This window comes from Alteromonas ponticola (assembly GCF_012911815.1).
GTDB lineage: Bacteria > Pseudomonadota > Gammaproteobacteria > Enterobacterales > Alteromonadaceae > Alteromonas > Alteromonas ponticola.
This window is the reverse complement of sequence record NZ_JAATNW010000007.1, coordinates 142456-169280: the sequence shown is the minus strand read 5'-3', so window position 1 is coordinate 169280 and position 26825 is coordinate 142456. Positions and strand designations below refer to the sequence as shown.

The 26825-nt window shown below is 46.6% G+C and carries 24 protein-coding genes; 13 read left to right on the top strand and 11 right to left on the bottom strand.

Features of this window, described 5'->3' with window-relative positions:
• Positions 1–33: 33 nt before the first annotated feature.
• Positions 34–2517: a S9 family peptidase gene (locus HCJ96_RS13950; RefSeq protein ID WP_169211683.1), complete on the top strand. Its 2484-nt coding sequence runs from the start codon at positions 34–36 to the stop codon at positions 2515–2517.
• A 47-nt stretch (positions 2518–2564) separates the two neighbouring features.
• On the opposite strand, the gene rrtA is transcribed toward HCJ96_RS13950, so the two are convergent.
• A complete protein-coding gene (rrtA, locus tag HCJ96_RS13945; RefSeq protein WP_169211682.1) occupies positions 2565–3176 on the bottom strand; it encodes a rhombosortase in 612 nt (203 codons plus the stop codon).
• A 157-nt stretch (positions 3177–3333) separates the two neighbouring features.
• Here rrtA and HCJ96_RS13940 point away from each other — a divergent pair, with 157 nt between their 5' ends.
• From HCJ96_RS13940 to HCJ96_RS13930, 3 genes are all read left to right on the top strand, one after another.
• Positions 3334–4095: an enoyl-CoA hydratase gene (locus HCJ96_RS13940; RefSeq protein WP_169211681.1), complete on the top strand. Its 762-nt coding sequence runs from the start codon at positions 3334–3336 to the stop codon at positions 4093–4095.
• Between the two features lie 62 nt (positions 4096–4157).
• Positions 4158–5873: a gamma-glutamyltransferase gene (ggt, locus tag HCJ96_RS13935; protein ID WP_169211816.1), complete on the top strand. Its 1716-nt coding sequence runs from the start codon at positions 4158–4160 to the stop codon at positions 5871–5873.
• A gap of 78 nt (positions 5874–5951) precedes the next feature.
• The gene (locus HCJ96_RS13930) at positions 5952–6443 is read left to right on the top strand and encodes a sel1 repeat family protein (RefSeq protein ID WP_169211680.1); all 492 of its coding nucleotides are present in this window, start codon (positions 5952–5954) and stop codon (positions 6441–6443) included.
• An 86-nt stretch (positions 6444–6529) separates the two neighbouring features.
• Here HCJ96_RS13930 and HCJ96_RS13925 read toward each other — a convergent pair whose 3' ends face one another.
• The 3 genes from HCJ96_RS13925 to cysK all read right to left on the bottom strand — a co-directional run bounded on the left by HCJ96_RS13925 (position 6530) and on the right by cysK (position 9660).
• Positions 6530–6985: a nuclear transport factor 2 family protein gene (locus HCJ96_RS13925; RefSeq protein ID WP_169211679.1), complete on the bottom strand. Its 456-nt coding sequence runs from the start codon at positions 6983–6985 to the stop codon at positions 6530–6532.
• Between the two features lie 112 nt (positions 6986–7097).
• Positions 7098–8408 carry a DEAD/DEAH box helicase gene (locus tag HCJ96_RS13920; RefSeq protein ID WP_169211678.1) on the bottom strand — a complete coding sequence of 437 codons (1311 nt, stop codon included), beginning with the start codon at positions 8406–8408 and terminating at the stop codon, positions 7098–7100.
• A 286-nt stretch (positions 8409–8694) separates the two neighbouring features.
• Positions 8695–9660, bottom strand: coding sequence for a cysteine synthase A (gene cysK, locus HCJ96_RS13915; protein WP_169211677.1), 966 nt, complete (start codon positions 9658–9660; stop codon positions 8695–8697).
• A 198-nt stretch (positions 9661–9858) separates the two neighbouring features.
• Here cysK and HCJ96_RS13910 point away from each other — a divergent pair, with 198 nt between their 5' ends.
• From HCJ96_RS13910 to HCJ96_RS13895, 4 genes are all read left to right on the top strand, one after another.
• Positions 9859–10695 carry an AAA family ATPase gene (locus HCJ96_RS13910; protein ID WP_169211676.1) on the top strand — a complete coding sequence of 279 codons (837 nt, stop codon included), beginning with the start codon at positions 9859–9861 and terminating at the stop codon, positions 10693–10695.
• Positions 10695–11876 carry a vWA domain-containing protein gene (locus tag HCJ96_RS13905; protein WP_169211675.1) on the top strand — a complete coding sequence of 394 codons (1182 nt, stop codon included), beginning with the start codon at positions 10695–10697 and terminating at the stop codon, positions 11874–11876. Before HCJ96_RS13910 ends, HCJ96_RS13905 begins: the two co-directional genes overlap by 1 nt.
• 168 nt (positions 11877–12044) lie before the next feature.
• On the top strand, positions 12045–12485 hold the full coding sequence (locus tag HCJ96_RS13900) for an SRPBCC family protein (protein ID WP_169211674.1): 441 nt from the start codon (positions 12045–12047) through the stop codon (positions 12483–12485).
• Positions 12482–12799 (top strand): ArsR/SmtB family transcription factor, encoded by a 318-nt coding sequence (locus HCJ96_RS13895; protein WP_169211673.1) that lies wholly within the window; start codon positions 12482–12484, stop codon positions 12797–12799. Before HCJ96_RS13900 ends, HCJ96_RS13895 begins: the two co-directional genes overlap by 4 nt.
• A 72-nt stretch (positions 12800–12871) precedes the next feature.
• On the opposite strand, the gene HCJ96_RS13890 is transcribed toward HCJ96_RS13895, so the two are convergent.
• Entirely contained in the window at positions 12872–13807 is a 936-nt protein-coding gene (locus HCJ96_RS13890) for an alpha/beta hydrolase (RefSeq protein WP_169211672.1), read from the bottom strand.
• A 420-nt stretch (positions 13808–14227) separates the two neighbouring features.
• Here HCJ96_RS13890 and HCJ96_RS13885 point away from each other — a divergent pair, with 420 nt between their 5' ends.
• The 5 genes from HCJ96_RS13885 to HCJ96_RS13865 all read left to right on the top strand — a co-directional run bounded on the left by HCJ96_RS13885 (position 14228) and on the right by HCJ96_RS13865 (position 19277).
• Positions 14228–14425, top strand: a complete 198-nt coding sequence (locus tag HCJ96_RS13885) for a DUF1656 domain-containing protein (RefSeq protein WP_169211671.1) — start codon at positions 14228–14230, stop codon at positions 14423–14425.
• Between the two features lie 7 nt (positions 14426–14432).
• Positions 14433–15299, top strand: a complete 867-nt coding sequence (locus HCJ96_RS13880) for an efflux RND transporter periplasmic adaptor subunit (RefSeq protein ID WP_169211670.1) — start codon at positions 14433–14435, stop codon at positions 15297–15299.
• Positions 15296–17359: an FUSC family protein gene (locus HCJ96_RS13875; protein WP_169211669.1), complete on the top strand. Its 2064-nt coding sequence runs from the start codon at positions 15296–15298 to the stop codon at positions 17357–17359. The genes HCJ96_RS13880 and HCJ96_RS13875 overlap by 4 nt, the downstream gene beginning before the upstream one ends.
• Positions 17360–17498: 139 nt before the next feature.
• Positions 17499–18530: an RDD family protein gene (locus HCJ96_RS16385; protein ID WP_246261417.1), complete on the top strand. Its 1032-nt coding sequence runs from the start codon at positions 17499–17501 to the stop codon at positions 18528–18530.
• A 78-nt stretch (positions 18531–18608) separates the two neighbouring features.
• On the top strand, positions 18609–19277 hold the full coding sequence (locus tag HCJ96_RS13865) for a rhomboid family intramembrane serine protease (RefSeq protein ID WP_169211668.1): 669 nt from the start codon (positions 18609–18611) through the stop codon (positions 19275–19277).
• On the opposite strand, the gene HCJ96_RS13860 is transcribed toward HCJ96_RS13865, so the two are convergent.
• The 6 genes from HCJ96_RS13860 to HCJ96_RS13835 form a co-directional block, all read right to left on the bottom strand.
• The gene (locus tag HCJ96_RS13860; protein WP_169211667.1) at positions 19258–20649 is read right to left on the bottom strand and encodes an MATE family efflux transporter; all 1392 of its coding nucleotides are present in this window, start codon (positions 20647–20649) and stop codon (positions 19258–19260) included. The genes HCJ96_RS13865 and HCJ96_RS13860 overlap by 20 nt on opposite strands.
• A gap of 20 nt (positions 20650–20669) precedes the next feature.
• Complete coding sequence (gene moeA, locus HCJ96_RS13855) at positions 20670–21896, bottom strand: molybdopterin molybdotransferase MoeA (protein ID WP_169211666.1); 1227 nt, start codon at positions 21894–21896, stop codon at positions 20670–20672.
• Positions 21897–21975: 79 nt separating this feature from the next.
• Entirely contained in the window at positions 21976–23736 is a 1761-nt protein-coding gene (locus HCJ96_RS13850) for a sugar phosphorylase (protein ID WP_169211665.1), read from the bottom strand.
• 3 nt (positions 23737–23739) lie between these two features.
• Positions 23740–24963, bottom strand: a complete 1224-nt coding sequence (locus tag HCJ96_RS13845) for a glycosyltransferase family protein (RefSeq protein WP_169211664.1) — start codon at positions 24961–24963, stop codon at positions 23740–23742.
• 11 nt (positions 24964–24974) lie between these two features.
• Positions 24975–25787 (bottom strand): HAD-IIB family hydrolase, encoded by an 813-nt coding sequence (locus HCJ96_RS13840; protein ID WP_425483746.1) that lies wholly within the window; start codon positions 25785–25787, stop codon positions 24975–24977.
• A gap of 11 nt (positions 25788–25798) precedes the next feature.
• Positions 25799–26686, bottom strand: coding sequence for a kinase (locus HCJ96_RS13835; RefSeq protein ID WP_169211662.1), 888 nt, complete (start codon positions 26684–26686; stop codon positions 25799–25801).
• Positions 26687–26825 lie beyond the last annotated feature (139 nt).

Sequence of the window (26825 nt, the reverse complement as noted above, 5' to 3'; positions counted from 1 at the left end):
GGACTCTTAATGAACTAATTAACAGAAAAATATATGAAGAAAATAACCCTTTATTTTGCTGTCGGAGCAGTCGCAACGGCACTGTCAGCTTGTATGACAACAGAGAAGCCGGTCAATGCAACGCCATCGACGGATGCACGTGAGGTGGTAAAAGTCGTTAAACCTGAGGTAACGCCGACGGGTGACGAAAGCGGGGTAATTACCCTAGAGCAAATCATGTCTGACCCTGACTGGTTAGGCCGTCAGCCGGAAAATCCCGGATTTTCGCTTGATGGTCAATCGCTCGTGTATTCCCGTAAGCAACAAGGTTCTCCTATTAAGGAAGTATTTGCGGCCAGCCTGACCAATCCGACACAGGCCACTGATGTTCCATACGATAAACGCCATCTGTATAAATTTGATGAAAAAGCGGTGAGTGCAGGCGGTGATACTACTGCTATCAGGGCCGGTGACAGTATTTTTGTCTACACCAATAATGAACTTCGCCAGTTAACCCGTGGTGGCAGTGCGTTACGCGGGATACACTTTATGACCGACGGGCGCCTGATGGCGCAAACTGCCAACCGGGTGATTGCAATAGATGTAAATACTGGCGTGCGTGAACAGTTGGTCAGTTGGAAATTTGAAGATAAACCTGAAGCAGTAAAAGCGCCGAAGGATTACATCGCTGAGCAACAGATCGAATTAATCGAGTACATCAAAAATAAACGGGATGACCGGCAGTTGATGTATGACGAAAACAAAAAATTCACCAACGCAAATCAGGCCTTCGCGCCTGAGTCTGTCTATTTTAATAAAAAGCACCGACTGGTGACGGCAAATGTTTCTCCCGCTGGCAACTACGCCATTGTGGTGACTACCGAAGACAAACCCTGGCGCAATGATACCGACATCATGCCTCATTATATTCAGGAAGATGGACGCATTGCTTCAATCAATGCGCGTCAGCGAGTAGCGGATGCAGAACCCGAAAATCATGAAGTCTGGTTAGTTGACCTGTCGACCAATCAAAAGCACCAACTCGAGTTTACTGCTTTACCCGGCTATAACGAAGATGTTTTAGCAGAAGTAAAAGCTGAAAATGCCAAAGCTAAAGGCGAAACCTATCAGGTCAATCGTCTGCCGCGAGAAATCACCTTATTGGAAAGCTGGTACTGGTCAGAACCATCGGTTCGCTGGCACCAGAATGGCCAACAAGTTGCACTTATGCTGGAAGCCTGGGACAACAAAGATCGCTGGATTGCGACTGTTGATTTTGGCAACAAAAAGTTAGTCAATCAGCATCGTCTACATGATGATGCGTGGGTGAATTATCGGTTTAATCAATTCGGCTGGCTTCACCAGAGTGAGACGCTGTTTTATCAGTCTGAACATAGCGGATATTCACACCTGTATCTGCAACAGCCCGGCCAGGCACCTGTTGCTCTGACCTCCGGTCAGTACATAGTAGACAATCCCGTACTTACGCGTGATGATAAATGGCTCTACTTTGAAGCCAACAAGAAACATCCAGGCATATACGAAATATATCGCGTTAATCTGACAACCAAGCAACATGAAACACTCACCGATTTGAATGGCGTGACTGAATACGAGTTGTCGCCGGATGAACAGCACCTCTTACTAACGCATAGTAAGGTCACTCGGCCACCTGAACTTTATCTGAGTAACGTCAATAGTAATTCAGCGCCTGTACAGGTTACCAATACAGTGAGTGAGCAGTACTTATCGCTGCCATGGACAGTGCCTCAGGTAGTGGCGGTTGAATCCAGTCATACCACACAGCCCATATACGCGCGTGTATATTTACCCGAAAATTACAAGCAGGGTGCACCGCGCAAAGCAGTGGTGTTTAATCACGGAGCCGGCTACTTGCAGAATGCACATTTAGGCTGGTCAGGGTATTTCCGTGAATATATGTTCCATAGCATGCTGGCACAGCAAGGCTATGTGGTGCTGGATATGGATTATCGGGCATCAGCTGGCTATGGTCGCGACTGGCGAACGGCGATTTATCGTCAAATGGGTACACCGGAAGTTCAAGACTTGCAGGATGGGGTAGACTGGCTGGTTGAAAACGCCAATGTAGACAGACAACGTATCGGCACCTACGGCGGTTCGTACGGTGGCTTCCTTACCTTTATGTCACTGTTTAATGAGCCTGATTTGTTCCAGGCGGGTGCCGCGTTGAGACCTGTGAGTGACTGGGCACACTATAACACGGGGTATACTGCCAACATTTTAAATACCCCTGATGTCGATCCAATTGCTTACGAGCGAAGCTCGCCTATTTACTTTGCGGAAGGGCTGACCAAGCCTTTATTGATTAATGCTCCCATGGTAGATGATAACGTGTTTTTTGTTGATGTCGTTCGCTTAGTACAGCGTCTGATTGAACTTGAAAAACAGGATTTTGAAACCGCTATTTATCCGGTGGAACCACATGGATTCGTCCAACCTAGCTCCTGGTTAGATGAATACCGCAGAATCTATAAGTTGTTCGAAACGAACCTCTAAGCCAACCGAACCGTCATCATTCGTGATGGCGGTTCGGTTACTGATGTTTACTTTTGAGTTAATAACGTCCAGCGTGCGCCGAACGCGTTTAGTAGGCGCATTATTATAAACAATGCCAAACCGCTTATTGCACCATATAGATGTGCATCGATGGCTACGGCAGCATCAATCCATTGCTCCAGCTCCGCACTGGCTCCTGTTGTCTGCTCGTAGATAATTTTTAACCCAACGCCTGCCAGTAATACCCACCCGGAAAGAATGTTTTTTTCTATATCTTTCAATGCGCCCCAGACGAAAACTCCATGTAAGGCGCCGGATAATCCAGCATACCAAATCAAATTTTCTGAAAAGAAGTAAATACCTACGCTGCAACCCACACAGGTCCACAAAAACACCCTTAAAAAGGTCGGCAGAAAATAATGCTCCCCATGTAATGCCCACAGCAGCGCCAGCCCGGCCAAATTCAATAGGAGATGTACGCCATTGGTATGCACCAGATTTCCACTCAGCATGCGCCAGGTTTCAGTACCCTGAATGGCGTAGCGGTCGTATGCCAATAATTGTCCGGAGGCCGGTTCCAGCAGGTAGAGAACCACGGCGACAAATGCAATAATCAGAGGACCGACAAAATTAGCAGGGCGGGCAGGTTTTTTAAACATATCTTAAGCTTGGCATTGGGTAATTGGCTAAGCGCGCTATCATAACGTAAATTATAGTACCGAAGACACGTTAAACTAGATAAAGCGCAATTTTTAACGGTTAACGATTTTCACACCAGATTAAATTTCTGGTCAGGTGTAGTAAAAAGGGAGCACTATGAGTATTGAAATAAATGTAGATAAAGGCGTTATGCGGCTCACTCTGGATCGTGAGAATAAAAAGAATTCTCTCACCCGGGACATGTACAGGAAGCTGGCACAGGCAATTACGCAGGCACGATCCGATGAAAATGTGCGTGTAATAAGGATAGATGGTGCAGGAAGCTGTTTTACTGCGGGAAATGATATTCATGATTTTGCCAACCAGAGTCAAAGTGAAAATGTGACTGACACGGTTGCCTTTATGCAGGCGCTGGTTGAATGTGAGAAAATCGTTGTTGCGCAGGTACATGGAATGGCTGTAGGGATTGGCACGACCATGCTGCTACATTGCGATCTGGTTTATTGTGCACCAGACACGCGCTTTGTGCTTCCGTTTATTAATCTGGGCCTGGTGCCCGAATACGCATCAAGCTATGTTTTGCCGCGATTGGCTGGAAGGCGCAAGGCGAGTGAGTGGCTGATGCTAGGCGAACCGTTTGATGCACGAGAAGCAATTACATTCGGTCTGGTCAGTCGAATCATAGAATCCGATATGCTGGAAGGTACGGTATCAGCAATTTGTCAATCTTTGGTTGAGAAGCCTGCATTTGCCTTAACGCAGACCAAGCAATTGATGGCGAATGAAACGGATGCAATACAACAGCAAATGAATACTGAGTTAGATGTTTTTCTTGAAGCCATGGCGACTGAGTCGGCGAAAGAAGCCTTTTCAGCGTTTTTAGAAAAACGGCCGGTCGATCGCACTAAATTCAAATAACTATAACAAAATATAAAGGTGTAATTTTGATAGCAACGTTATCACGTACTCTTTCCACGGGGATGGTATTTATCCTGTTGCAATGCTGCGCATTTGCTCAGGAAACGGTAAGTCGGGCAGAACCTGAAGCCGCGACGGGTTACACGGAGAAGCAGGCGTTCGTAGCCAAAGAGTATATGGTGGTTGCGGCTAACCCTTATGCGTCGTGGGCTGGGCGTAATGTCATTGAAAAAGGCGGGAGTGCCATTGATGCTGCCGTTGCTGTTCAGGCAATGTTAACGCTGGTAGAGCCGCAATCTTCTGGAATTGGTGGTGGTGCATTCATTCTTTACTGGGATAACAAGAATAAAACATTGCATACCTACGACGGCCGTGAAATGGCCCCAGCAAATGTCAATGCCTATTGGTTTATGCAGGGTAAACAACCCATGGAGTGGATTGATGCGGTTGCGGGAGGCAAGTCTGTAGGCGTACCGGGTGTGATGAAAGCGCTTGAAGTTGCACAACGTGACTTTGGAAAGCTAGCCTGGGAAGATTTATTCGATGATGCGGTCAATACCGCCGATAAGGGGTTTAGGGTATCAAAACGGTTAGCTGATCTGATTGCGATGGACTACCATCCCGGCTTAAAAAAATTCCCGGCAAGTGCGGCCTATTTTTATCCATCAGGTAAACCATTACAAGAGGGCGCCATTCGCAAGAATCGTGCTTTAGCCCGAACCTTGCTCAGGATTGCCAGACAAGGTTCAGCTTATATGTATGAAGGGGGCCTGGCGGAGAAAATTGTCAAAGCGGTTAATTCATCGAAGATTAATCCGGGAAATATGACGGAGCGCGATTTGGCAGATTATCAGGTTGTTAAGCGCGATCCGGTTTGCGGCATGTACCGAAAGCACTCTATTTGTGGTATGGCACCACCTAGTTCTGGGGGGATAAACGTTTATCAAATTTTGAAGATGCTGGAACGCCATGACTTATCGAAAGTTGAATTGATGAGTGCTGACTTTATCCACTTATTTACTCAAGCCACAGGACTGGCTTATGCAGACCGTGAACAATTTATTGCTGACTCTGATTTTACCAATTTACCCTATGCCGCGCTGATCAATACGGCTTACCTGAATCGCCGTGGTCAGGGCATTGATCTAGATGAGAAATGGCACCCTGTAAGGGCTGGGCGGCCTTATGCTGATGCCAAAATTGGCGTCGGTATGTCATTTGAACAACCGAATACCAGCCATGTGACCATTGTCGATAAAGCAGGCAATGCAGTTTCAATGACGACCAGTATTGAATTTATGTTTGGCTCAGGATTGATGGTAGAAGGCTTTTTACTTAACAATCAACTGACCGATTTTTCATTTCAACCACAAAAAGATCGCTATCCGGTACTCAATCGGGTCGAGCCAGGAAAGCGGCCGCGTAGCGCAATGAGTCCAACGATGGTGTTCGATGACCAGGGCCAGCTTGAACTGCTAGTGGGATCGCCCGGTGGTAGCCGTATTGTCAGCTACGTTGCGCAAACGCTTATTGGTGTACTGGATTATCAGCTGGACATTCAACAAGCGATAAACCTGCCTAAAGTCACCAATAGAAACGACTATACAGCGTTGGAAAAAGGCACGGTTCTGGAAAAATTAGAAGCGGAACTCAGCAGTCGGGGTCATAAAACTAGAATAATGGATTTGAATAGTGGGTTGCACGGCATTGAGTTGCGCAATGGCAAGCTTATTGGTGGTGCTGACCCCCGGCGAGAAGGCATTGCAGTGGGGCGGTAACATTCGCTTACATTATCGAACAGATCGTCACATTATATCTGGCTAAACTTTATGCATCTAATTGAAAAGGAAAGAAAGATGAAATTGATTCATGGAGTTTTGCTGGTTGCCCTTGGGCTCACCTGTTTTGATGCTGCTGCGCAAAAGCGAACTAAAGAAAATATATGGGCGATGGAATATAACAATACATTGAATAATGGCTTGTCTGCGCTAAACGCCGGTAAACATGAAAAAGCATTTGAATTACTCAGCGAATCAGCCAATTGGGGAAATAAAACGGCGCAGTTTTATTTGGCTGAAATGTATTTCAATGGGCTGCATGTCGAGCAAGATTATCAAGTGGGCTGGTTGTGGCTCAACGTGGCGATGGAGCAAAAAACGGCTAAGTGGCGAACTTTCTACGATAGAGTAGAAAAAGCATTACCTACAGAATTCATCCAGGCGATGGAGCCGCTTGTGGCTGAACATATCGCTACCTATGGTGCTGATGCAAAAGATTTGAAATGCCGCAGCCAGTCGGCCACTGGCTCAAATATTCGTGAAGTTATTTGCGAGAAAAGACTGTATTAAAAAGCTTTTGAAGCGCCATGGGTAAGTTATAAATGGCCGCGGTGTGCATATTCACAACAGGATAGAGTGGATGTGCGCACTTCGACTTACATAAAGTGATCAGGATGAATGCGCTCGACCAGCCACTGACCATCTTCTCTCACTAAATCAATTCGACGCAAGTCTTCCTGTTTGCTGTCATTCAATTTGCCACTAAAAAACAACGTAATAGTCGCTTTCTCTGAGAACTCATTTCGTCCTACCCGACTTCTTTCTTCAGGTGAGATAGTCACCGTATCAAATTTAAGATTTAACAGATGGCGCTGAACGTTACGGTTGGTATGGTATCGCGACAAAATACGCGCCATTTTAGGGGTGCTTAATGATACCGCCACGTCAATATTCGGGTCGTTATAGATACTGGTCATGAATCTGACGGCAGCATATTCTGGTGTGCTTTCATCCAGCATGCCATATTTGCCTAGCCCTTCTTCATTGTCCCCTTTGCAGGAAAGCAGCAAAAAAAGCATGCCGAATATAAAAAGTAACCGTTTGTTTTGCATTAAGTAAACTGTAAATTGTTGACGTTGTAATGCTAGTTTAAGAAAAAATAACTGACTATGCACGATTAAATCAATGTGTTGCCAAATAACCGTGCAATAAACTGACTTATTTTTATGCGTCCACGTGTGACGGACGCCTGCGACGGGCGCTCTGGGTCGGCTTTCTTCTGCGTGAAGGGGACGCAGTTTTTGCTCGTGCGTTGTCCTGTTCCTGTACGTTGGCTGCTTTCGGCTTCTTGGGTTTCTTAGGCTTTTTAGGTGCAGTTAAATGCGTATCTGGTACGGTTTGTTGTGGTTCAAAGCCTGCCAGATGCTCTCTTGGTAGAAGTGACTGAATCAGGGTTTCAATATCTTTCAGTTGCTGCAGCTCATCGATACTGACAAACGACCACGCCTGACCCGCCGATCCTGCACGACCTGTACGACCAATCCGGTGCACATAATCAGCTGCGGTATTAGGCAAATCTAAATTGATTACAACGGGTAGCTCGCTAATGTCTATGCCGCGTGCTGCAATATCGGTGGCAACTAACACCTTAATGTCACCACTTTTAAAATTGGACAATGCACGGGTTCGCGCGCCCTGACTTTTATTACCGTGAATGGCATCGCTGGAAATATTCGCTTTGCTTAGCTTGGTCGCAATGCGATTGGCGCCATGTTTTGTGCGGCTGAATACTAAAACCTGCTGCCATTCTTTGTCTTTAATTAAGTGTGTTAATGCGGCTATTTTACTTGATTTATCAACGGGTATCAGGCGCTGTTCAATTTTTTCCACGGTGGTATTGGCCGGTGTGGTTGAGACTTTTACCGCATTACGGGTAATCGTTTCTGCCAATTGTGTAATTTCAGTTGAAAAGGTGGCTGAAAATAGCAATGTTTGACGATTTGATGGCAGCAGTTTCAGAATGCGTTTTATATCATGGATAAAACCCATATCTAACATACGATCGGCTTCATCCAATACTAGCGCCTCTAACTGATCAAACCGCACCGCATTTTGCTGGTAGAGGTCAAGCAGTCTACCCGGTGTGGCAATCAAAACATCTACCCCCGAACGAAGTCGCTTCATTTGCGGATTGATGCCAACGCCACCGAAAACTACGGTGGAAGTAAGCGGTAGTGTGGCGCTCATGGCTGTCACGTTTTCACTTACCTGTGCGGCAAGTTCTCTTGTTGGGGTGAGGATGAGTGTTCTTACGTTGTTAGACTTTACTTTTTTAGCACTGCTCGTAAGTCGCTGTAGTAAAGGTAAGGTAAACGCTGCTGTTTTACCAGTACCTGTTTGCGCCGCGGCTAAAATATCGTTGCCATCGAGAATGACCGGGATCGCTTTTAGTTGAATAGGAGAAGGGGTCTTATAACCCTGCTTAGTAATCGCATCAAGTAAAGACTGGTTAAGTCCTAATGTTTCAAATGACATAGTTCGTTCCAAAAATTTCAGGCTACGAAGTGTAGCTGTGTTGACGGGCTTGTAGATTGGGTAGTGCTTAGAACGGTTACTATCAGACAGTGAATCACTTGCGGGACTTACGGCGATTTCGTGGAAAAAGCATTGCTCGGCTTCAATGAGCACCTACAACTTAAGGGCGCATGATACCAAATAATAACCTGCGGGGCTATGATTAGTTTATTGGTCGCAAGAAGCGCTAAACTTATGGCTGTCAAAGAGCAGCAGGAGGGCATACCCCTCCTGCATAAATAACCCCTTACTGCATTTCTTCCTGATCTGAAAACGCACCAGCAAACAGTGGGCTGCTAAGGTAACGTTCAGTTGCACTGGCAAGCAATACCACCACCACCTTATCTTTATTTTCAGGTCTTTCAGCATAGCGTTTTGCAGCAACCACCGCAGCACCAGAAGAAATACCAGCAAGAATACCTTCCTCTTTCATCAGACGGTGGCACATCTCCATGCATTCTTCATTGGTGATTTGTTCAACTTCATCCACCATATCCAGGTCCAGGTTACCCGGAATAAAGCCTGCGCCGATACCCTGAATTTTATGTGGACCCGGGGTCAGCTCTTCGCCTCTTTTCGCTTGAGTAATGACTGGGGAGTCGGTAGGCTCGACGGCGACAGACGTAATCGCTTTACCCTGGGTTTTCTTAATGTAACGACTGACACCGGTAATCGTACCGCCGGTACCAACCCCGGCTACGAATGCATCTATCTTGCCCTCGGTATCTTCCCAGATTTCCGGGCCGGTAGTTTTCTCATGGATCGCCGGGTTTGCGGGGTTATCAAATTGCTGTAGCAAAACATACTTTTCAGGATCGCTGTTTACAATTTCCTGTGCTGCCGCAACTGCACCTTTCATGCCTTTAGGCGCTTCTGTCAGTACCAGGTTAGCACCCAACGCTTTTAGCAATTTACGTCGTTCTAAACTCATGCTGCTTGGCATGGTCAGGGTAAGCTTATAGCCACGTGATGCTGCAACAAACGCCAGCGCAATGCCGGTATTACCGCTGGTAGGCTCTACAATTTCTTTGCCAGCAGTGAGCACGCCGCGTTTTTCAGCATCCCAGATCATGTTGGCGCCAATGCGACATTTAACGCTGAAGCTGGGGTTGCGAGACTCCATTTTTGCGTATACGTTACCCGAGGTTACGCGATTGAGTTTCACCAGTGGGGTGCGGCCAATTGAAATTGAATTGTCGTCAAAAATTTGCATAGTTATTCCTTAGCTAATTCCGGGATAATCGTCTTTTATGCGCCCAAGCCAACATGGCAATATCGACATCTTATTGGTTTATCCCACTTTACCCTTATATCATTGGTTGCATTTGATAAAATGCAAAGTGTTTTTTCGCTATATCTTATCGCTAATTCTCATGATAGCGATTCATTTACAATACGTTAAGGACTCTACATGAATTTTACCGGGACCAACAACTACATCGCCAGCAAAGAGCTCCGCCTGGCGGTAAATGCCGCTATCACGTTGCAACGTCCTCTGCTGATCAAAGGTGAGCCTGGTACGGGAAAAACCATGTTAGCGGAAGAACTGGCCAACAGCCTGCAAACGGAATTAATTCAGTGGCACATTAAGTCGACCACTAAGGCGCAGCAGGGGCTGTATGAGTACGACGCCGTTTCTCGACTGCGCGACTCTCAATTAGGTGACGAACGGGTTCATGACATTAAAAATTACATTGTAAAAGGTAAATTGTGGCAGGCCTTCGAAGCGCAGCAGCGGCCGGTATTGCTGATTGATGAGATCGATAAGGCGGACATCGAGTTTCCTAACGATTTGCTGTTAGAACTGGATAAGATGGAATTTTACGTTTATGAAACACAGCAACGGATTCAGGCCCAACAGCGACCGATTGTGATTATTACGTCCAATAATGAAAAAGAACTGCCTGATGCCTTTTTGCGCCGGTGCTTTTTTCACTATATTCAATTTCCCACGCCAGATGAAATGCGTGAAATTGTTAACGTTCATTTTCCCGACATTAAGAAACGATTGTTAGATGAAGCGCTTACTGCGTTCTTCGACTTACGTGACGTACCGGGTTTAAAGAAAAAGCCGTCCACCTCAGAATTAATTGACTGGTTAAAGTTGCTGGTTGCCGAAGATATCCCGCCAGAAGCGTTACATAATAAAGATAAGAAACACAGTATTCCACCCCTGTATGGCGCGCTACTTAAAAATGAGCAGGATATCCATCTTTTCGAAAAACTGGCGTTTATGGCTCGTCGCTAATGCTCATTGATTTTTTCTATACATTAAGAAAATATCGGGTAAAAACCAGCCTGCGTGAATTGCTGGACCTGCTTGCAGCGTTGGACAAGCAAGTGGTATATGCAGATATTGAAGCTTTTTACTATGTGGCTCGCACCATTATGGTAAAAGATGAGACCCAGTATGATCGCTTCGACAGGGCGTTTGCCGAGTATTTTGATGGCGTGCAAAGCATCGATATCTTCGACAATGACATTCCAGAGGAGTGGCTTCGCAAAATGTTTGAAAAACAGCTTAGCGAGGAAGAAAAGCAACAAATCAAAGCATTAGGTGGCCTGGATAAATTAATGGAAACGCTGAAACAGCGTTTGGAAGAACAAAAAAAGCGCCATCAGGGCGGCAACAAATGGATTGGCACTGGCGGCACGTCGCCGTTTGGCGCATACGGTTATAATCCGGAAGGAGTACGTATTGGTCAGGATGGCAATCGCAACTTTTCAGCCGCCAAAGTGTGGGATAAACGCGAGTTTAAAAACCTCTCCAGCGATGTCGAATTAGGTACGCGCAATATTAAAATGGCGTTACGTAAGTTAAGAAAATTCGCACGTACAGGCGCAAGCGAAGAACTGGATGTGTCCACTACCATCGGGGAGACGGCCCGTAAAGGCGGTATGCTGGATATCCATATGACACCGGAGCGGCATAACGCAGTCAAGGTACTGTTGTTTTTTGACATTGGCGGTTCAATGGATTCGCATGTACAGGCTACCCAGGAGCTCTTCTCCGCCGTGCACTCTGAATTTAAATATCTGGAATACTTTTACTTTCACAACTGTGTGTACGAAGAAGTGTGGAAAGACAATCACAGACGGGATGAAGAGCGTATCCCAATCTGGGATATCATTCATCGCTATGGCAGCGATTATAAGGTGATTTTCGTTGGTGATGCGACCATGGGCCCCTATGAAATAACCTATCCGGGTGGCAGTGTAGAGCACTGGAATGAAGAGCCAGGCGCGAGTTGGATGCAAAGGCTGACCCAGCACTTTGAACGGGTGATCTGGTTAAATCCCCAACCTCAACAATACTGGTCCTATTATCACTCAATCAATATCATCAGTGATCTGGTAAACAGTAAAATGTATCCACTCACCCTTGATGGCTTATCCGAAGGCATTGGTGCATTGAGCCGATCACGGTAAAAAGAAAGCCATATGCCGGCAGGAACGCGGCAATTGGCCTTTTTCGCCTTAAAAATTAAAAGCATTTTACTTCAACTGAAATATTAAACATGCAACCATTTGGTTGCATGTTTGCATATCTGTGCTTTACTAATAGATACCAGAAGGTTCTTTGAAAAGTGGGGACGTATGCAACAGGCTATTCGGCGAGAGATTGTTGTAAATGCGCCAATTGAGCGGGTATATCGAGCGATTTCAGATCCGGCACAGATCACTAACTGGTTCCCGGATAGCATTGAAGGCCGCTTCACGGTTGGCGAACAGCCCATCCTGGGGTTTGGTGGACATGGTAAATGTCAGATTTATATTGTGGACGCCAGAGCACCTGACTATTTCGCCTTTCGCTGGGTACCCGGTAGCGAATGTTATGTGGGTGATGTATTAAGTGTCCCAACAACCCTGGTGGAGTTTCGTCTGGAGCAGCTGAAAGGACAAAAATGCAAAGTAATTTTGCTAGAGTCGGGTTTTGCGGATCTTCCACCTGAAATGATAGACGATGCGCTCAAGCAGAATTCCAACGGCTGGAATTATATGCTCGAAAGGTTAGAGGAGCACTTTAACAAAATATGACGACAGAGGCAGAAATTTACAAAGCGCTTGGCGATCCAATTCGGTTGGAAATTGTTAAACGTCTTTCCAGTAAACGTTCATGTGCAATCGGCGAACTCTGCCAGGATTTAGGGATCTCCAGACAGGGCGCAAGAAAGCAATTGCAGATATTAGTGAATGCAAATATTGCTTCGCTCAATAGTGTAGGCAGAGAAACGAAAGTCGCATTAGACATTAAATCGCTTCAGCAGGCGCAGCGGTTTATCTCCCAGTTGGAAAAAGTATGGGAAAACAGATTACTTGCGCTAAAAGACTTTGTGGAAGTAGTCAGATGATATAGCGGTATTACGTTGTCGCGCGAGGGGGTACGGCCACGCGACAACGGAAATCTCCCGATCAGTTAAGTATTAATTGTCTGGTTTTCCAAACATAAATTTTAAAGGAATGTGTAAGCGTTTTGCCCATGCATCTTCGGTATGTTCTTCTCCCGGAAAGTATTGGCTCTGCCAAAGCTTTGCAGGGTATTCTTGTTTGCTAAATAGCGAATCGATTTCCTTTTGTAACGGTGGATACAGGGCATCCAGGGTGGCATCGCCGTAATCGAAATACACTTTGTGATTCTTCAACTTTGAAATGTTGTCGGCAATGTAGTGCTTAAATTCAGCAAATACTTCACTATCTTCTTCAAAAATACCAGGCCAGTGGGTAGACATGCAGATAGCGCCTGCAAACTCATCAGGGTAGTTAAGTAATGTATACCATGAGATAAGCCCGCCCATACTGGAGCCTGCAATGTAACGGTGCTGTGCGCCTCTGTTTACGTTGTAGTGCGACTCAATAAAGGGAATGACTTCCTGTACTAAAAAACGCGAGTAGTTATCTGAAAATACCTTAGAAGCAAACAGTTTGTAGCCTGGGTATTTCTCAAGCTGATACAAAGCGTGTTGTTTTTCTCTGCTCAGGTTTTCAAACGGCTGTTGGGGATAATACTCGCTATGACGATTTTCCACTGCGTTGGGAATACCTACCACGATAAAAGGAAATACTTTTTCCTGTTCTATTAAGGCTCCGGCTACTTCATCGACGCGCCATTCCTGCTTATTCCATGTGGTTTTGCTGTCAAACAACATGCGACCGTCATGCATGTAAAGTACATCGTAGCTATTATCTTTGGTGAATCCCGGCGGTAGCCACACATATAAAAAGCGATCATCTACATATTCGGACTTAAAATTGTCGATGGTTTCAAGCTGGCCTTTACTGACTTGTATTTGCGCAGTGCTGGCGTAACTGGAGTGGATCCCAAATACCGATAAGCTAAACAGTAACACAACTAATTTCATGAACGTGCCAAGTATAAATATGTACAGGTAAGATAAATTATCATTTTTTACAGAATGAAAATATATTTTAATGATAGTTACCTTGTCTGTCTCACCATCCGATTGAGTGTTAATCGTTTAACGATAAGTCAAAAAAATAAGTGGTGAAAGCAGTGTTTTTTGGCTCAGTCAGATAGCTTGGGAGGTTGCGGCCTTCGCCGCGATGACACCTTTCTTCGAGACGTAAAGCAGAGCCATTCCCGGGAAGTTGCGGTTTTCGTCGCAATAACGCCTTTCTTCGATATGTAAATCAGAGCCATTACCGGGAGGTTGCGACCTATGTCGCATTGACGTGTTTGTTCTATATATTCATTGTAAGAGGTGATCCCTGGCTTGGATTATTGCTAATCTATTAAAACAAACACTTAACTCAGAGAAATCATGTTTCAGGAGCTTGCTCTGGGCGGCATGTTGTTTAGCCCGTTGTTACTGATGATGCCACTGGCATTTTTGATGTCGGTGGTTACTCGGATTGTTATGTATCAAACTGGCGTTTACAGCCAGTTGTGGAAGCCCGCCTGGGTGGAAGTATCACTCTATGTTTGCTATCTGGCAGTCGTTGTTTGGTTAGGGAGTTAGCACACCGATGAAACTTATTTTACGCATATTCATTACATTGCTGGTGGTCGCCCTGGCTATTTTCTCAGGTCGCTGGGTATGGGAGCACTATCTGTATTCGCCCTGGACCCGTGATGGGCGTGTCAGGGCGGAAGTTATTACTATTGCGCCAGATGTGTCTGGCTGGGTGACAGAAATATCAATTAAGGACAATCAGCGGGTTAAGGCAGGTGAAACCTTGTTTGTCGTTGACGATACCCGCTATCAGGCAGCTATTGAAGAGTTTAAAGCAATGGTGGCAAACAAAAAGTACGCCTGGGAGCTGGCGGAACACGAATACGAACGGCGTAAAAAATTGAATGGCGAAGACGGTATTAGTGAAGAAAGTCGCGAAGCTAAGCGTATCAGCTCGCAACTTGCCAGAACAGATTACGAGCTGGCCAAGGCACAACTGGAAACCGCCAGAATTAACCTGGCCCGCACCCGCATCGAAGCCCCTGCTAATGGTACGGTGATCAATTTAGGCCTAAGGCAAGGGAATTACGTTGAAAAAGGAGAACCGGTGATTTCGCTTGTTCAGGCCGGCTCTTTTTACGTTACCGGCTATTTCGAAGAAACCAAACTGCCTCTGATCGAAGTAGGGCAGCAGGCTACCATCAAACTCATGAGCGGTGGAGAGCCGCTTACCGGTAGCGTGGTAAGTATCGGTGACGCTATCGCTAATACTAATACCACCAAAGATGATCAGCTTTTACCCCAGGTTCAGCAGACTTTCAACTGGGTCAGGCTGGCGCAACGAATTCCGGTGGATATTAGACTCGATTCGGTTGCAGCGGAACGTAAACTGGTAGCCGGTATGACAGTGTCAGTCCATTTGGAGATAACACCCCAGTGACACTTTCCCCACTTCAGGCAACCTATCTGACACCCGACAGGGCGACATTGACGTTTGCTTTGAAGGGCGTCATTGCCATGGCCTTGGCGCTGTACTTCGCCATGTTTTTAAACCTGGAGCGGCCTTATTGGGCCATGGTGTCGGCGGTGTTTCTGCAAACCCGTCCGGAAAGCGGCATGGTGCTTGAAAAAGCGTTGTGCCAGATAGGCGGCACCTTAATCGGTGGGGTGGTAGGCCTGATCATACTACAACACTTTCATGCCAGCCCGCTTCCGGCCTTAATGTCGCTGGCCCTGTGGGTGGGAGTTAATTCGACCCTCTCTGCCATGGTGCGCAGGGTTAATTTTATTTATTTGTTTGCGATGGCTTGTGTCACACCGTGTATCATTATTCTGCTGGTCATGGCACAGCCAGAAACGGTAACAAGCGCGGCCATTTTTCACATTTCCCAGGCCCGCACCAGCGAAATCATCGTCGGCGCATTATGCGCCATGCTGGTGAGTTTTTTGTTGTGGCCCAGGCGCGTCCTTGATGGCCTGTATACTCAGGCGCAGACTGTTATTAATCAGACCATGGAGTATCTGTCGCTGGAGCTCGATCCGGCTGGTTCTCATGAAGCCCGTCATGAACGGATTGATAAAATTCTCGACACCCTGGCCATGCTTAATGATGATGCCAGCGCAGTGGTATACGAAGGGCCTGACGGCCCAGGGCGTTCGCGAGCGGCCATTGTTATTTCTAATCGCGTGTTGTCGCTGGTGGCCACCATTCAGATTTTTGGCCGCCTTCAACGTAATAATCCAGAACTGGTTACCGACGTGCTGGCTGAGTTAATAGACGGCTTGCGTGAAGCCTTTACAACCATTTCAGAATCTGAAGATTTTGAACGCTGTTACAACACGGCGCAGGCTCAGCGCAGAAAACTGCTGAAATTTGTCAATGAGACGACCGATGTACCGCCACTTGAACTCAGACTATTGCGCGCGGCGCAGGAAATGGTATCTGATTTAGTTGTGGTATTGCGTGCATTCAATGCGATGAAGCAGGGCAAGGATTCGTTGCTCAAAGCGTCCAGTCAGTTGCCCTACCGTGATCCGCTGATCGGCCTGACTACGGGGTTTCGCTCGTTTCTCGTTTTCGGTATTGGTGCCCTGCTGTGGACAGGTACCGGTTCACCTGCTGCGATCATGCTGATGATACTACCGGTTATTTATTCGATCATGTTTGCCCGCCTTCCTCCAGAAGGGGTGAGAGAAGCATTATGGAAAGTACTCGTTGGTGTATTTATTGCCATTCCTGTAGCAATCTTTTTTGCGCTGGGATTGCTGGCACAAAGCAGCGGTGATTTTGAGATGCTGATCCTGGTGCTGGCAGGACCATTTTTTCTTGGCCTGATGGCGATCTCTAAACAGGAATCGCTACCGTACGGAATTGGATTTTGTATTCCTTTTGCGGTACTGGTGAGACCGGGCAATGATATGGCGTCATCTTTTGAAATCGATTTTACTTTGAGCAACGCCTTTGCGATTGTGGTGGGTGTAACAGTACTGTATTGGGTGTTCAAATTGTTCACCGGGCCTGGCGTGTCGCGCGTGCAGTGGCGGCTGCTTAACGCCATGCGTCGCGATATCAGGCGGGCGGGGCGTCACCGTTCTGCTAAAGACTGGTTCAATGCGCGTATGGGGGATCGCCTGCTACGCATCGCAAATTATGAAAAGGGTGTAAAGAGCGAAAAACGGGTGGTAACCGACCTGGGGCTTACCGCATTAAACCTTGGTCATTCATCGCTGAGGCTACGCGCGTTAATGCGAGGAGCCATAGATGAGGAGATGTTACCGATACTGGATAAATGGCAACAAGCCTTGGCCACAGCTTTTTATCACGCCGCGAAAGGACAGACTTCGCCAGCATTTAAGTCTGCTTGCGACAAAGTGTTACAGGAGCTAAACACCGACGACAATGCATCAGAGTATTTGCCCTTAATCGAAGGGATGTTCGCGCGCATGACTATCACCTTTGAACGCACCGCTAAGATGGTAGTGGATGCCCGCGATAATTAGCTAGACCTGACATCATTGTCCTGAAAGTGCTGACTCCAGTCTATGAAAAGCTTGCCGCAGGGTCGACGATTTCAATGTTGCGCTGTATTGCTAATTAGTTGAAAATAAAATCAAATTAGAAAACAAAACCCATTGCGCCATGAACGAGCTTATCACCGATTCAATGAAGGATACTGCGTTACCAGAAAAAGCCACTTTATCGGAAACCAAAGAGACTGTTACCCCTTATGCTTTTCAGGTATCCCCGGCGTTATTAGGTAAGCCACTGGCCTCACCAAGCAAGCGGTGCCTGGCATTGCTGGTGGACCTCTTGCTGATAGCGGTAGTGAGCTTCGCCAGTGCCCTGGTCTTAGCGTTTTTTGCTGCCATCACGTTCTTACGGGCGGGCAGTCATCTGGGTGACCGGCCAAAACGCGGTTTGGCGCGTAAATGCTTAAAAGCAGGGGCGGCTTTATTATTATTTATCACTATCTTTGGCGTCGTAGATGCTATTGATGACGATATTACAACGTCAGCAAGTTCGTCCTCTGACGAGGTAAGTCAACAGCTCGCTACCGGCATTGGCTTGATAGCCCTTGAGCAATGCGGTTCAGAGGTATCCTGCCATCGTGAACTGGCGCTAACACTCTCTCCAGAGTTGGCTCAAACGGGGATGAGCAGGGCGAGCGTAGAGCAGTTGATCAAAAGTCAGTTAGCCGATAAAGAAATCTCTGATCTGGACCAAAAAGAAATTATTACTCACTATTTAACTGCATACGCCACTGAAAAGGAAAGAACAAAAGTGGAAATGACAGTGGACTTTTTTCCTTCAGAGATATCCGATGAGGGAACTGCCGAAAACGATACCTATAGTGTTATTAAATGGGTCAAAGGAATTGCTGCCGATCTTGGGTTAGGCTTTGGCTGGGCGGCATTGTATTTTAGCGTGTTCACTGCCTGGTGGGGCGGGATTACGCCGGGTAAAAAGTTATGCGGATTGCGTGTGGTTAAGCTGGATAACAGCCCTTTGACATTGTGGGAAAGCTTTGGTCGCTATGGAGGCTACGGCGCTGGTCTTGCAACCGGGTTGTTAGGTTTTTTGCAGATATACTGGGATCCCAATCGGCAAGCCATTCAGGATAAAATTTCTGAAACGCTGGTACTTGATGTACGTCGTCAGGCCGTTAAATAAACTCAGGCATAACCCAATACGACATCTTATATCACCGGTAACAATTGTGATTCACGATTTTATCCTTATATCAGATAAATGAATGAGACCTCGAAACACTATTCAATTCAACGGGCGGTGCTGTTAAGCACATTTGCAGTCAGTCTGCTATGGGTAATACAGTCAGCCGGTGTGTTGTTCGACTTGCCTTTGCATTATTTTGGTGTGAGGCCATTTGATGTGGCGGGGGTGTGGAAAATTCTGACTGCACCGCTGGTTCACGGTTCGTACGAACACCTGTTTAACAACACGTTATCGTTAATTATTCTCGGTAGCGCACTGCTTTATGGTTACCCTCGCACCCGGTGGTGGGCAATCGGGTTGGCATGGCTGGTCTCAGGTTCTGGAATTTTCTTATTCGGACGTGACTCGGTCCATCTTGGTGCCAGTGGCGTTAGTCACGGCTTATTTTTCTATTTGTTTGTTGTCTCCATTTTACGAAAAGACGCGCGGTCGGTCGGTTTGATGATGATCGCGTTCTTTATGTACGGCGGTATGGTGATGACAATTTTTCCCCGGGAACCCGGCATTTCTTACGAGGCCCACTTTTTTGGGGCCGTAGGAGGGACGCTTGCTGCGCTGATGTTATGGCGAAACGATCCTAAACCCAAACTGAAGAAATATGCGTGGGAAGAGCAGGAAAACGATGATCCTGTTATCGGCGATTTATGGAAACAGGATCACTCCTCTACACATGATCGAGACTAAACGCACGCTCGCCAGCGGCATATTGTTTTTGAATATACATCACCCGAGCTCCCAGCATAACTGCGGCGCTGCTTAACCCCACAATAAACCCAATCCAGAAACCTGCTGCGGACATGGGTTGAGCGGTAAACCAGCTTGTTCTAGCTAAGATTATTCCAACCGGTAAGCCGATAATCCAGTAAGCAAAAAAGGTAATGTAAAACATCGCGGTAGTGTCTTTATATCCTCTTAGCGCGTTTGCTGAGATAACCTGAATGGCATCGGAAAACTGAAACAAGGCGGCATAAATTAATAATGAATTTGCAATTAGAAAAACCTCCTCATCTGACGTATACAGCCCGATGATGAATGATTTCGCCAATACTGTGAATGTGGCAGTGGCAAAAGCCACAGATAATCCAATGGTCAATGCGCTACGCACCACGGTTCTGGCTTGTTCGATACGCTGTTGTCCCATGCGGTAGCTTATGCGTATAGACACAGCCATGCCCATACTCAGGGGAAACATAAACATCAGGGATGAAAAGTTTAAGGCTACCTGATGAGCAGCAATAGTGATGGCCCCAAACGGCGTGAGTAACAGGGCGACTACCGCGAATAAAGTGACCTCAAACAGTAGGGTCATCGCAATAGGCAGCCCCAGTTTGAAAATGCGCTTAAGCGACGCCAGGTCTGGTTTGTGAAACACCGTATACAACGAATATTGTTTAATTTTAGGCGCAATTAACGTATAGACGAATGTGGCAATCAACATGGCACAAAACACTAATGCGGTTGCCACGCCGCAGCCTGCGCCACCCATTTCAGGGAAAGGCCCGACACCATAAATCAGTACATAGTTGGCGGCAATATTCACTAACAAACCAATAACGGTTATCACCATCGTGGGTTTGGTACTGCCCAGCCCTTCACAATAATTGCGCAGCCATTGATACAACCCGAATGCAGGCAGGGCAAGTATGACGTATCGTGTGTACTCAACCGTGATCGCTGACAGTTCTGGCTCCATGGGGAAAAAGCCCACCATCGTGTCGGCCACAGGGTAGAGCAGCAACATAGGAAGGCTGATTAAAATCAATGAATAAGCAGACTGCTGGGTAATATGTGGAATATCGTGAAACGCACGCTTTCCTTGCAGCCGCGATATAAATGGCGGCAGTGCAAACGCAATACCCTGTAGAAAACACAGCAATGGGATAGTTATACTGAACCCTAACGCCACTGCAGCCATGTCTACGGCACTGTATCGGCCCGCCATCACTGTATCGCTAACACCCATCAACATCTGCGTTATCTGGGCGATCAGTAAAGGCCAGGCAAGGCTAATAAGGCGTTTGCTCTCTAAGGCAAAACGTCTTGAAACTAGAAGCATCTAAAGCGGCTCACATTTATTTAAAAGGGTTCAACATCTACGAAGTTACCCGCAGCAATTCTACTTACCTCGGCAGGTACTACAATATAACAGTTTGCCAATGCCAATGCTTGTAAGGCAGCTGAACTTTGTTTTGCCTGAGGCGCTACAACTAATTCACCTTGCTCATTCTGGCTTAAATTTGCCCGCAAAAATTCCTGCCGACCGGGCTGGCGGTCAATGTCGCGCATCAGTTTTGCGTGAATGAAATACCCCTCAATGGGGTGCGGCATTAGCTCATGTTGTAATTGCTTGATTGCCGGAATAACCAGTTTTTGGGCGGTGACAAATGCAGAAACAGGATTGCCGGGCAGCCCGCAAAATAACAATGTCCCTATGCGACCTAGCGCGAATGGCTTACCTGGTTTGATCGCGACTTTCCAAAAGTCGATTTGACCTGATTGGCTCAACGCTTCTTTTACCAGGTCCGCTGCACCAACGGATACGCCTCCGCTACTGATAAGCACGTCAACCTCGCTTTCAGCCTGCGTAAATACGGTTTGTAATGCCGCGAGTCGATCAGGGACGATACCGTAATCAGTAACTTCGACATTCAGTGGCTGAAGTAAACTGGCTATCCCTATCCGGTTGCAGTCATACAGCATTCCTTGTGAAAGCGGGGTTCCGGGCTCAATTACCTCGTTGCCGGTAGATACAATACCCACTCGAATCTTTTTATACACCTCAACAGTGTCAATTCCAGCACTGGCACACAGCATCAGTCTGGCAGCGGTTAATCGTTCGCCCGGTCGCAAGAGTGTCTCGCCACGACAAATATCTGCACCACTGCGGCGAATATTTGCGTTTCGAATCGGTAGTGACTTGAGTTCAACCACCTTATCATCCGCAATGACATTTTCCTGCATCACCACCGCATCGGTATTTGGGGGTAGTGGTGCGCCAGTCATTATTCGAGCGGCCTGACCCTGGTTGAGTGAGAATGAGGCTGCCATACCTGCGGTGATTTCTCCGATCACTTCAAATTGAAGGTGGTCTGCAGTCCGATGAAAGCATAAAGCGTATCCGTCCATTGCAGAACTGTCACTACCTGGGACATCAATGGTTGAAAAGACGTCTTGGGCGATAACGCGATTTATCGCGTGATTAAGTGGAACAATTTCTGTAGCAGTGATCGGTGCAACAATTTGATGTATTTTAGCCAGGGCCTCAGCTAATGGCAGTAATGAGGACGAAACAGTTTGCTGCATGACATCAACTCCTTGAAACGCTGGGCAAACAGAAATTATCTCCCACTTTTTGAGCGGGGTAAACGCTAACTGCTAAAGTTTATTCGCTGTCCTGGTTGCTGATCCAGATTGTTTGGTAAGGCTGCAGCGTCATAAAGGCGTTAATATCATGGATTACCTCACGTGAGATCAGTTCCAGCCAGTTATCCGTTCCTACCAGATTAATATCCGAAAGCAAAATAGATTGTTCATGATCACTGATATTGCTGATACAGAAGACGCTTTGTTTGCGATCCAGACTTTGCCGTGAGAAACCAAAAATCTGGTCTCCCATTTGCAAAGTATACTGAGTTGCATTGGGATGAAACGCCGCCTGCGTTTTGCGGATGCGAATAAGTTGCGACATTCGCGTTAAGACTTTGTGGTGCTGTGAATAAGGCGAGTCCAACAACGCTTCCAGCTCAGGCAATACCCAGCGCTTGCGGTTGATGGAGCGGTTTTGCCCGGTATTCGCTACCTTTTCATAATCGTTAGAGGTACCCAACATGCTGTGAATGTATATGCCGGGAATGCCTTCCATAGCGAGCATGATTGCATGCGCGCAAATAAAGCGGTCAATTTGCCACTTGTCTGGCCCCTTAGTGGTGCCTTGTAGTGCATCAAATAGAGTAATATTAATTTCGTAGGGTTTTTGCTGACCATGCGCTGATGCACGCCAGGAAATTTTGCCGCCAAAATGTTGCATGGTGTGAACTAATTCTGAGATTTCTTCTTCGTCCAGCAATCCTTCTGCGGGCCGAAGGCCAATGCCATCATGGGATGCAATAAAATTAAAGTAAGTAGTGCCGTTTTGTGCTGGCGGCATACTCATGATCCAGCTCTTTAAATAGCGACAGTCTCCGGTAACCAATGTGTTGACCAATAAGGGGGGCAACGAAAAATTGTAAATAGCATGGGCTTCGTTAGCGTTACCAAAGTAGGTCAGGTTTTCACTATTGGGAATATTGGTTTCTGTAATCAGCAGAATTGAAGGATCAACGTGCTCAACCAACGTGCGGATTAATCGAATGACTTCATGGGTCTGCATCAGATTGATACAGTTGGTGCCCACCACCTTCCATAAAAAAGCCACTGCATCCAGACGAAAAATTTTCGAACCTTTGTCGATATATAGCCGAATGATGTCAATAAATGCCAGCAGTACCCTGGGGTTACGAAAATCAAAATCGACCTGATCGTGACTAAAGGTGCACCACACGTGTCGCGTTCCATTTGCTGTCTGGGTTTCTCTTAGTAATGGCGAAACCCGCGGACGAGTCACCATCGAAAGATCATCGTCAGGTGAGGCGGTGAAGAAAAAATCGGAACCGGGGCCTTCGCCCTTGACGAAGTTTTCAAACCAGGCGCTTCTTGCGGAACAATGATTAATGACCAGGTCTGCCATCAAACCATAATCCCTGGCGATAAGGGAGATTTGCTCCCAGTCTCCCAGCGACTCATTCACACTGGAGTAATCAATAACGGAAAAACCATCATCTGAACTAAACGGAAAAAAGGGCAGAATATGGACGTTATTGATCGTTGTCTTACAGTATTTGTTGAGAAAGTTGTATAGGGTGGTAAGGGGCAACTCACCTTGGTTAATGACACTGTCACCGTAGGTGATCATGACCATGTCCTGCTCATCCCAGTAATTTACATAGGCGTCTGGCATGACAATGTCTTCTTCCTGGTGTATTCCTATGCTTTTAATTAGCTGGGAAGCCAGTGTGTCAACAGGCAAATCCAACGGTATATCTGCATAAATTGCGTCCAGGTGGTGCATGACTTTTTCATGAAGAATGGTCCAGTTGGTGGTCATAATTTACCCTAAATGCTCAGAAGTATCGGCTTCTACGGCCTCTAATAGTCGATCAAGAATATCAGGTACAGCGCTGGTGACCCTGTTCCAGCTTGGAATGAAAGGCGTTTCCATTGGGTTTTCCAGAAAGCTTTGTCCCGCTTTCATGATATTGCTGGCAAACATTTCCACGGCTTTCTCTTCATTGTGAACATCATGGGTGAGCCCATTCATGATGGCGTCATTGTGGTAGGTCTCGATGAAGTCTAATGCAATTCTGAAATAGGTCGCTTTAACCGAGCGAAACATCTCATTACTGAATGAAAATCCTTGCGTGGCTAATTTGCGAAAAATAGCTTTGGTGATGTCAATCGACATTTTTGACAGGCCACCTTGATCATTGTCATAGGACAAATCCTGATGTTTGTGGTCGTAAACATCGGCAATATCAGCCTGACAAAGACGGTTGTGGGCGTAGTTACGGTGCATTTCAGACAGCACGCCGATTTCCAGCCCCCAATCGCTGGGAATTCGGATATCGCTTAACACATCGCGTCTGAACGAAAACTCTCCGGCTAGTGGATAGCGGAAACTGTCCATATATTCTAAGTACTCATTGTCACCAATTATGCGCTTGAGCGCGCGTAACAACGGCGTTACCAGCAGTCGCGAGACCCGACCGTTCATTTTCCCATTGGCCACACGGGCATAGTATCCTTTACAGAACTCATAGTTAAACATGGGGTTGGCGACAGGATAGATTAACCGCGCCAACAGATCGCGGTTGTAAGTCACAATATCACAGTCATGTAAGGCGACCGATTCAGCGCGATTCGAAGCGAGAATATATCCCATGCAATACCACACATTTCGCCCCTTGCCGAGCTCTTTGGGTGCTAGACCAAGATCCGCTAATTCCTTGTCCAACGCTTTTAACCGCGGCCCATCATTCCATAAAATACGATGGTGTTGGGGCAGGGTGGAGAAAAATTCTAACGCATGGTTATACTGTTTTTCGTTTGCTCTATCTAAGCCGATGACAATTTCAGAAAGATAGGGCACATTGGTTAACTCGTCTACAATCAGGGGTAGGGCTTCACCTTCCAGCTCGGAATAAAGCGAGGGCAGAATAAGCGCCATCGGACGCTTCTGGGAAAAACGCAGTAGATCCGCTTCTACATCTTCGGTTGGGCGGTTTGCCAGATTGTGGAGAGTAGTAACGATACCATTTTGATGAAAATCGGCCATTAGCGCTCCTGCTAGATTTCTAATACAAGTTGATTAAGCATCTCTCGCCAGCCTTCTGGGCCGGTGAGAGTGCTGGTATATACGTTGTCTTCTTTGTCCAGCGGGGGAGGCTGGTGATGAGTGGACCTGATACGTACCGCAATGTCCGCAACTTCGAGCATAGCGATGTCATTTTTGCCGTCACCCAGGGCAATTGCCTGCGCTGCCTCAGCCAGCTGGCGTTGATATTCTTCCATAAACCAGGTCAACGCAGTGCCCTTATTGCATTCTCCTGAAATGTGAATAAAGCGCCCCCCTTCCAGAGGATTTGCGCCTCTTTCGGTCATCGCGTGGATAAACGCTTGCTTGCGTTCATCAGACCCCAGCCACAGGACGGGTTCGCCAAATTGTCTTTGCGCCGCTTTGGCTGCAGAAATTTCATCCAGGCCGGTCACTTTTTGAATTTCACTGATGTCCATGTTGCTGAAATGGTTAAACTCACTGCCAAATTCCAGTTTTACGATATCTAACTGTTTCAACCAGTAGCCTTTATTGGAAATAAAAGTTTTACACCAAAAGCCATCTTGCCAGGTTGTACCCGACGGCTTCTGTTCAAAAAAACCGTGGGGAATGTAAATTGCGGCACCATTTTCAATAATAAACGGCCCGTTCAGACCAATCGTGGTGCGAAGGTCAATTAACTCAGCAAAGGTTTTGCTGGTGGTGGGAATAACAGGAATCTTTGCCGCAGCAAGTTCCTCCAGAGTTGGCCTGGCGGGTTCAAAACTGTAAGTCTCATGATCAAGTAAGGTGCCATCCATGTCTGTAAAAATAACCGTTTTCAATTGCGTACCTTTCATTGATTGTTATTGATATTTTTTTTAATTGCGTTAACAATTTGTCTGTTTTCGTCTAATTCAAACACCAGATTACACTTTGCCGGTAACGCAGTAAAACTGTGCTCAGTAAGACGTTGGTAATGTTGTACGAATCGCGCGATCTGTTCATCGCTCATTATACCGCTCGCCTTGGCCGACAACCGTGCGGCAAGTTTGTGTTCCTGTTCACATCGCCATTTGTAAACATGCTCAAACGATGGGCCTTTGAGCATAATGAAATAATCCATTTTTGAAAACAAAGACTGATAGTGCTGGGTAAGCTGCTCGTTGACGAAACGACGCCAGATACCTTTGCGGTCTTCGGTTTGTTCAAGCGTATTAATTGGCTGGACTAAATCATGCTCAGATTGCGGCGGCACACCCCAGCACCATCCTTCTACTATAACGATATCGGGCGGCGTATTGATCACCGGCCAGGCTTCTTTCTGTACCGGGTTGTCATTTGCTTTATCAAATCGGGGCAGGGCGGTCTTACCTTGTGCGGTTAACCGGGCAAAAACTGTATTCATCAGTTCAACGTCATGAGTACCGGGGACACCTCTGGTTTTTAACAGTGGATGAACCGTATCGGCTAAGCTAAGTCTTGCTTCACGGTTTAGGTAAAAATCATCCAGTGACAGGCTGGCAACCTGAAGCTTGTGTTCAGACTGCAGATACTCAGAAAGAAAATCGGTCAGCGTTGATTTTCCGGACCCCTGACACCCATTGATACCAATAAAAAAAGGGCGTGATGCACCATTAAGCTGCAATACCAGCGATTCAGCCAGGGGAATGAACCATTGTTGTGCAACTGCCTGGTAAGCTTCAGGCAGTTGGTGGCGTGTGAGAAAGTCGTTTATATCCATGATGCAACCTCGTGATGATTCTGATGCACAAAATCAATACGTTGAGGTTACAACAAATGTGCCAATTGCGAAAATTTGTAAACAAAGAACGGATTACCCAAAGGCGAACTGGTGGCGCTTTTTACCGCTGTGTGCAACT

Bases quoted from the DNA above. Each gene is read 5' to 3' on its own strand.
- moeA (WP_169211666.1), bottom strand. From the start codon at position 21,896: ATGCAGCAAACTGTTTCGTCCTCATTACTGCCATTAGCTGAGGCCCTG.
- HCJ96_RS13890 (WP_169211672.1), bottom strand. From the start codon at position 13,807: ATGAAATTAGTTGTGTTACTGTTTAGCTTATCGGTATTTGGGATCCAC.
- cysK (WP_169211677.1), bottom strand. From the start codon at position 9,660: ATGCAAATTTTTGACGACAATTCAATTTCAATTGGCCGCACCCCACTG.
- ggt (WP_169211816.1), top strand. From the start codon at position 4,158: ATGGTATTTATCCTGTTGCAATGCTGCGCATTTGCTCAGGAAACGGTA.
- HCJ96_RS13950 (WP_169211683.1), top strand. From the start codon at position 34: ATGAAGAAAATAACCCTTTATTTTGCTGTCGGAGCAGTCGCAACGGCA.
- HCJ96_RS13845 (WP_169211664.1), bottom strand. From the start codon at position 24,963: ATGGCCGATTTTCATCAAAATGGTATCGTTACTACTCTCCACAATCTG.
- HCJ96_RS16385 (WP_246261417.1), top strand. From the start codon at position 17,499: ATGAACGAGCTTATCACCGATTCAATGAAGGATACTGCGTTACCAGAA.
- HCJ96_RS13895 (WP_169211673.1), top strand. From the start codon at position 12,482: ATGACGACAGAGGCAGAAATTTACAAAGCGCTTGGCGATCCAATTCGG.
- HCJ96_RS13865 (WP_169211668.1), top strand. From the start codon at position 18,609: ATGAATGAGACCTCGAAACACTATTCAATTCAACGGGCGGTGCTGTTA.
- HCJ96_RS13880 (WP_169211670.1), top strand. From the start codon at position 14,433: ATGAAACTTATTTTACGCATATTCATTACATTGCTGGTGGTCGCCCTG.
- HCJ96_RS13900 (WP_169211674.1), top strand. From the start codon at position 12,045: ATGCAACAGGCTATTCGGCGAGAGATTGTTGTAAATGCGCCAATTGAG.
- HCJ96_RS13905 (WP_169211675.1), top strand. From the start codon at position 10,695: ATGCTCATTGATTTTTTCTATACATTAAGAAAATATCGGGTAAAAACC.
- HCJ96_RS13850 (WP_169211665.1), bottom strand. From the start codon at position 23,736: ATGACCACCAACTGGACCATTCTTCATGAAAAAGTCATGCACCACCTG.
- HCJ96_RS13910 (WP_169211676.1), top strand. From the start codon at position 9,859: ATGAATTTTACCGGGACCAACAACTACATCGCCAGCAAAGAGCTCCGC.
- HCJ96_RS13885 (WP_169211671.1), top strand. From the start codon at position 14,228: ATGTTTCAGGAGCTTGCTCTGGGCGGCATGTTGTTTAGCCCGTTGTTA.
- HCJ96_RS13860 (WP_169211667.1), bottom strand. From the start codon at position 20,649: ATGCTTCTAGTTTCAAGACGTTTTGCCTTAGAGAGCAAACGCCTTATT.
- HCJ96_RS13940 (WP_169211681.1), top strand. From the start codon at position 3,334: ATGAGTATTGAAATAAATGTAGATAAAGGCGTTATGCGGCTCACTCTG.
- rrtA (WP_169211682.1), bottom strand. From the start codon at position 3,176: ATGTTTAAAAAACCTGCCCGCCCTGCTAATTTTGTCGGTCCTCTGATT.
- HCJ96_RS13835 (WP_169211662.1), bottom strand. From the start codon at position 26,686: ATGGATATAAACGACTTTCTCACACGCCACCAACTGCCTGAAGCTTAC.
- HCJ96_RS13920 (WP_169211678.1), bottom strand. From the start codon at position 8,408: ATGTCATTTGAAACATTAGGACTTAACCAGTCTTTACTTGATGCGATT.
- HCJ96_RS13930 (WP_169211680.1), top strand. From the start codon at position 5,952: ATGAAATTGATTCATGGAGTTTTGCTGGTTGCCCTTGGGCTCACCTGT.
- HCJ96_RS13925 (WP_169211679.1), bottom strand. From the start codon at position 6,985: ATGCAAAACAAACGGTTACTTTTTATATTCGGCATGCTTTTTTTGCTG.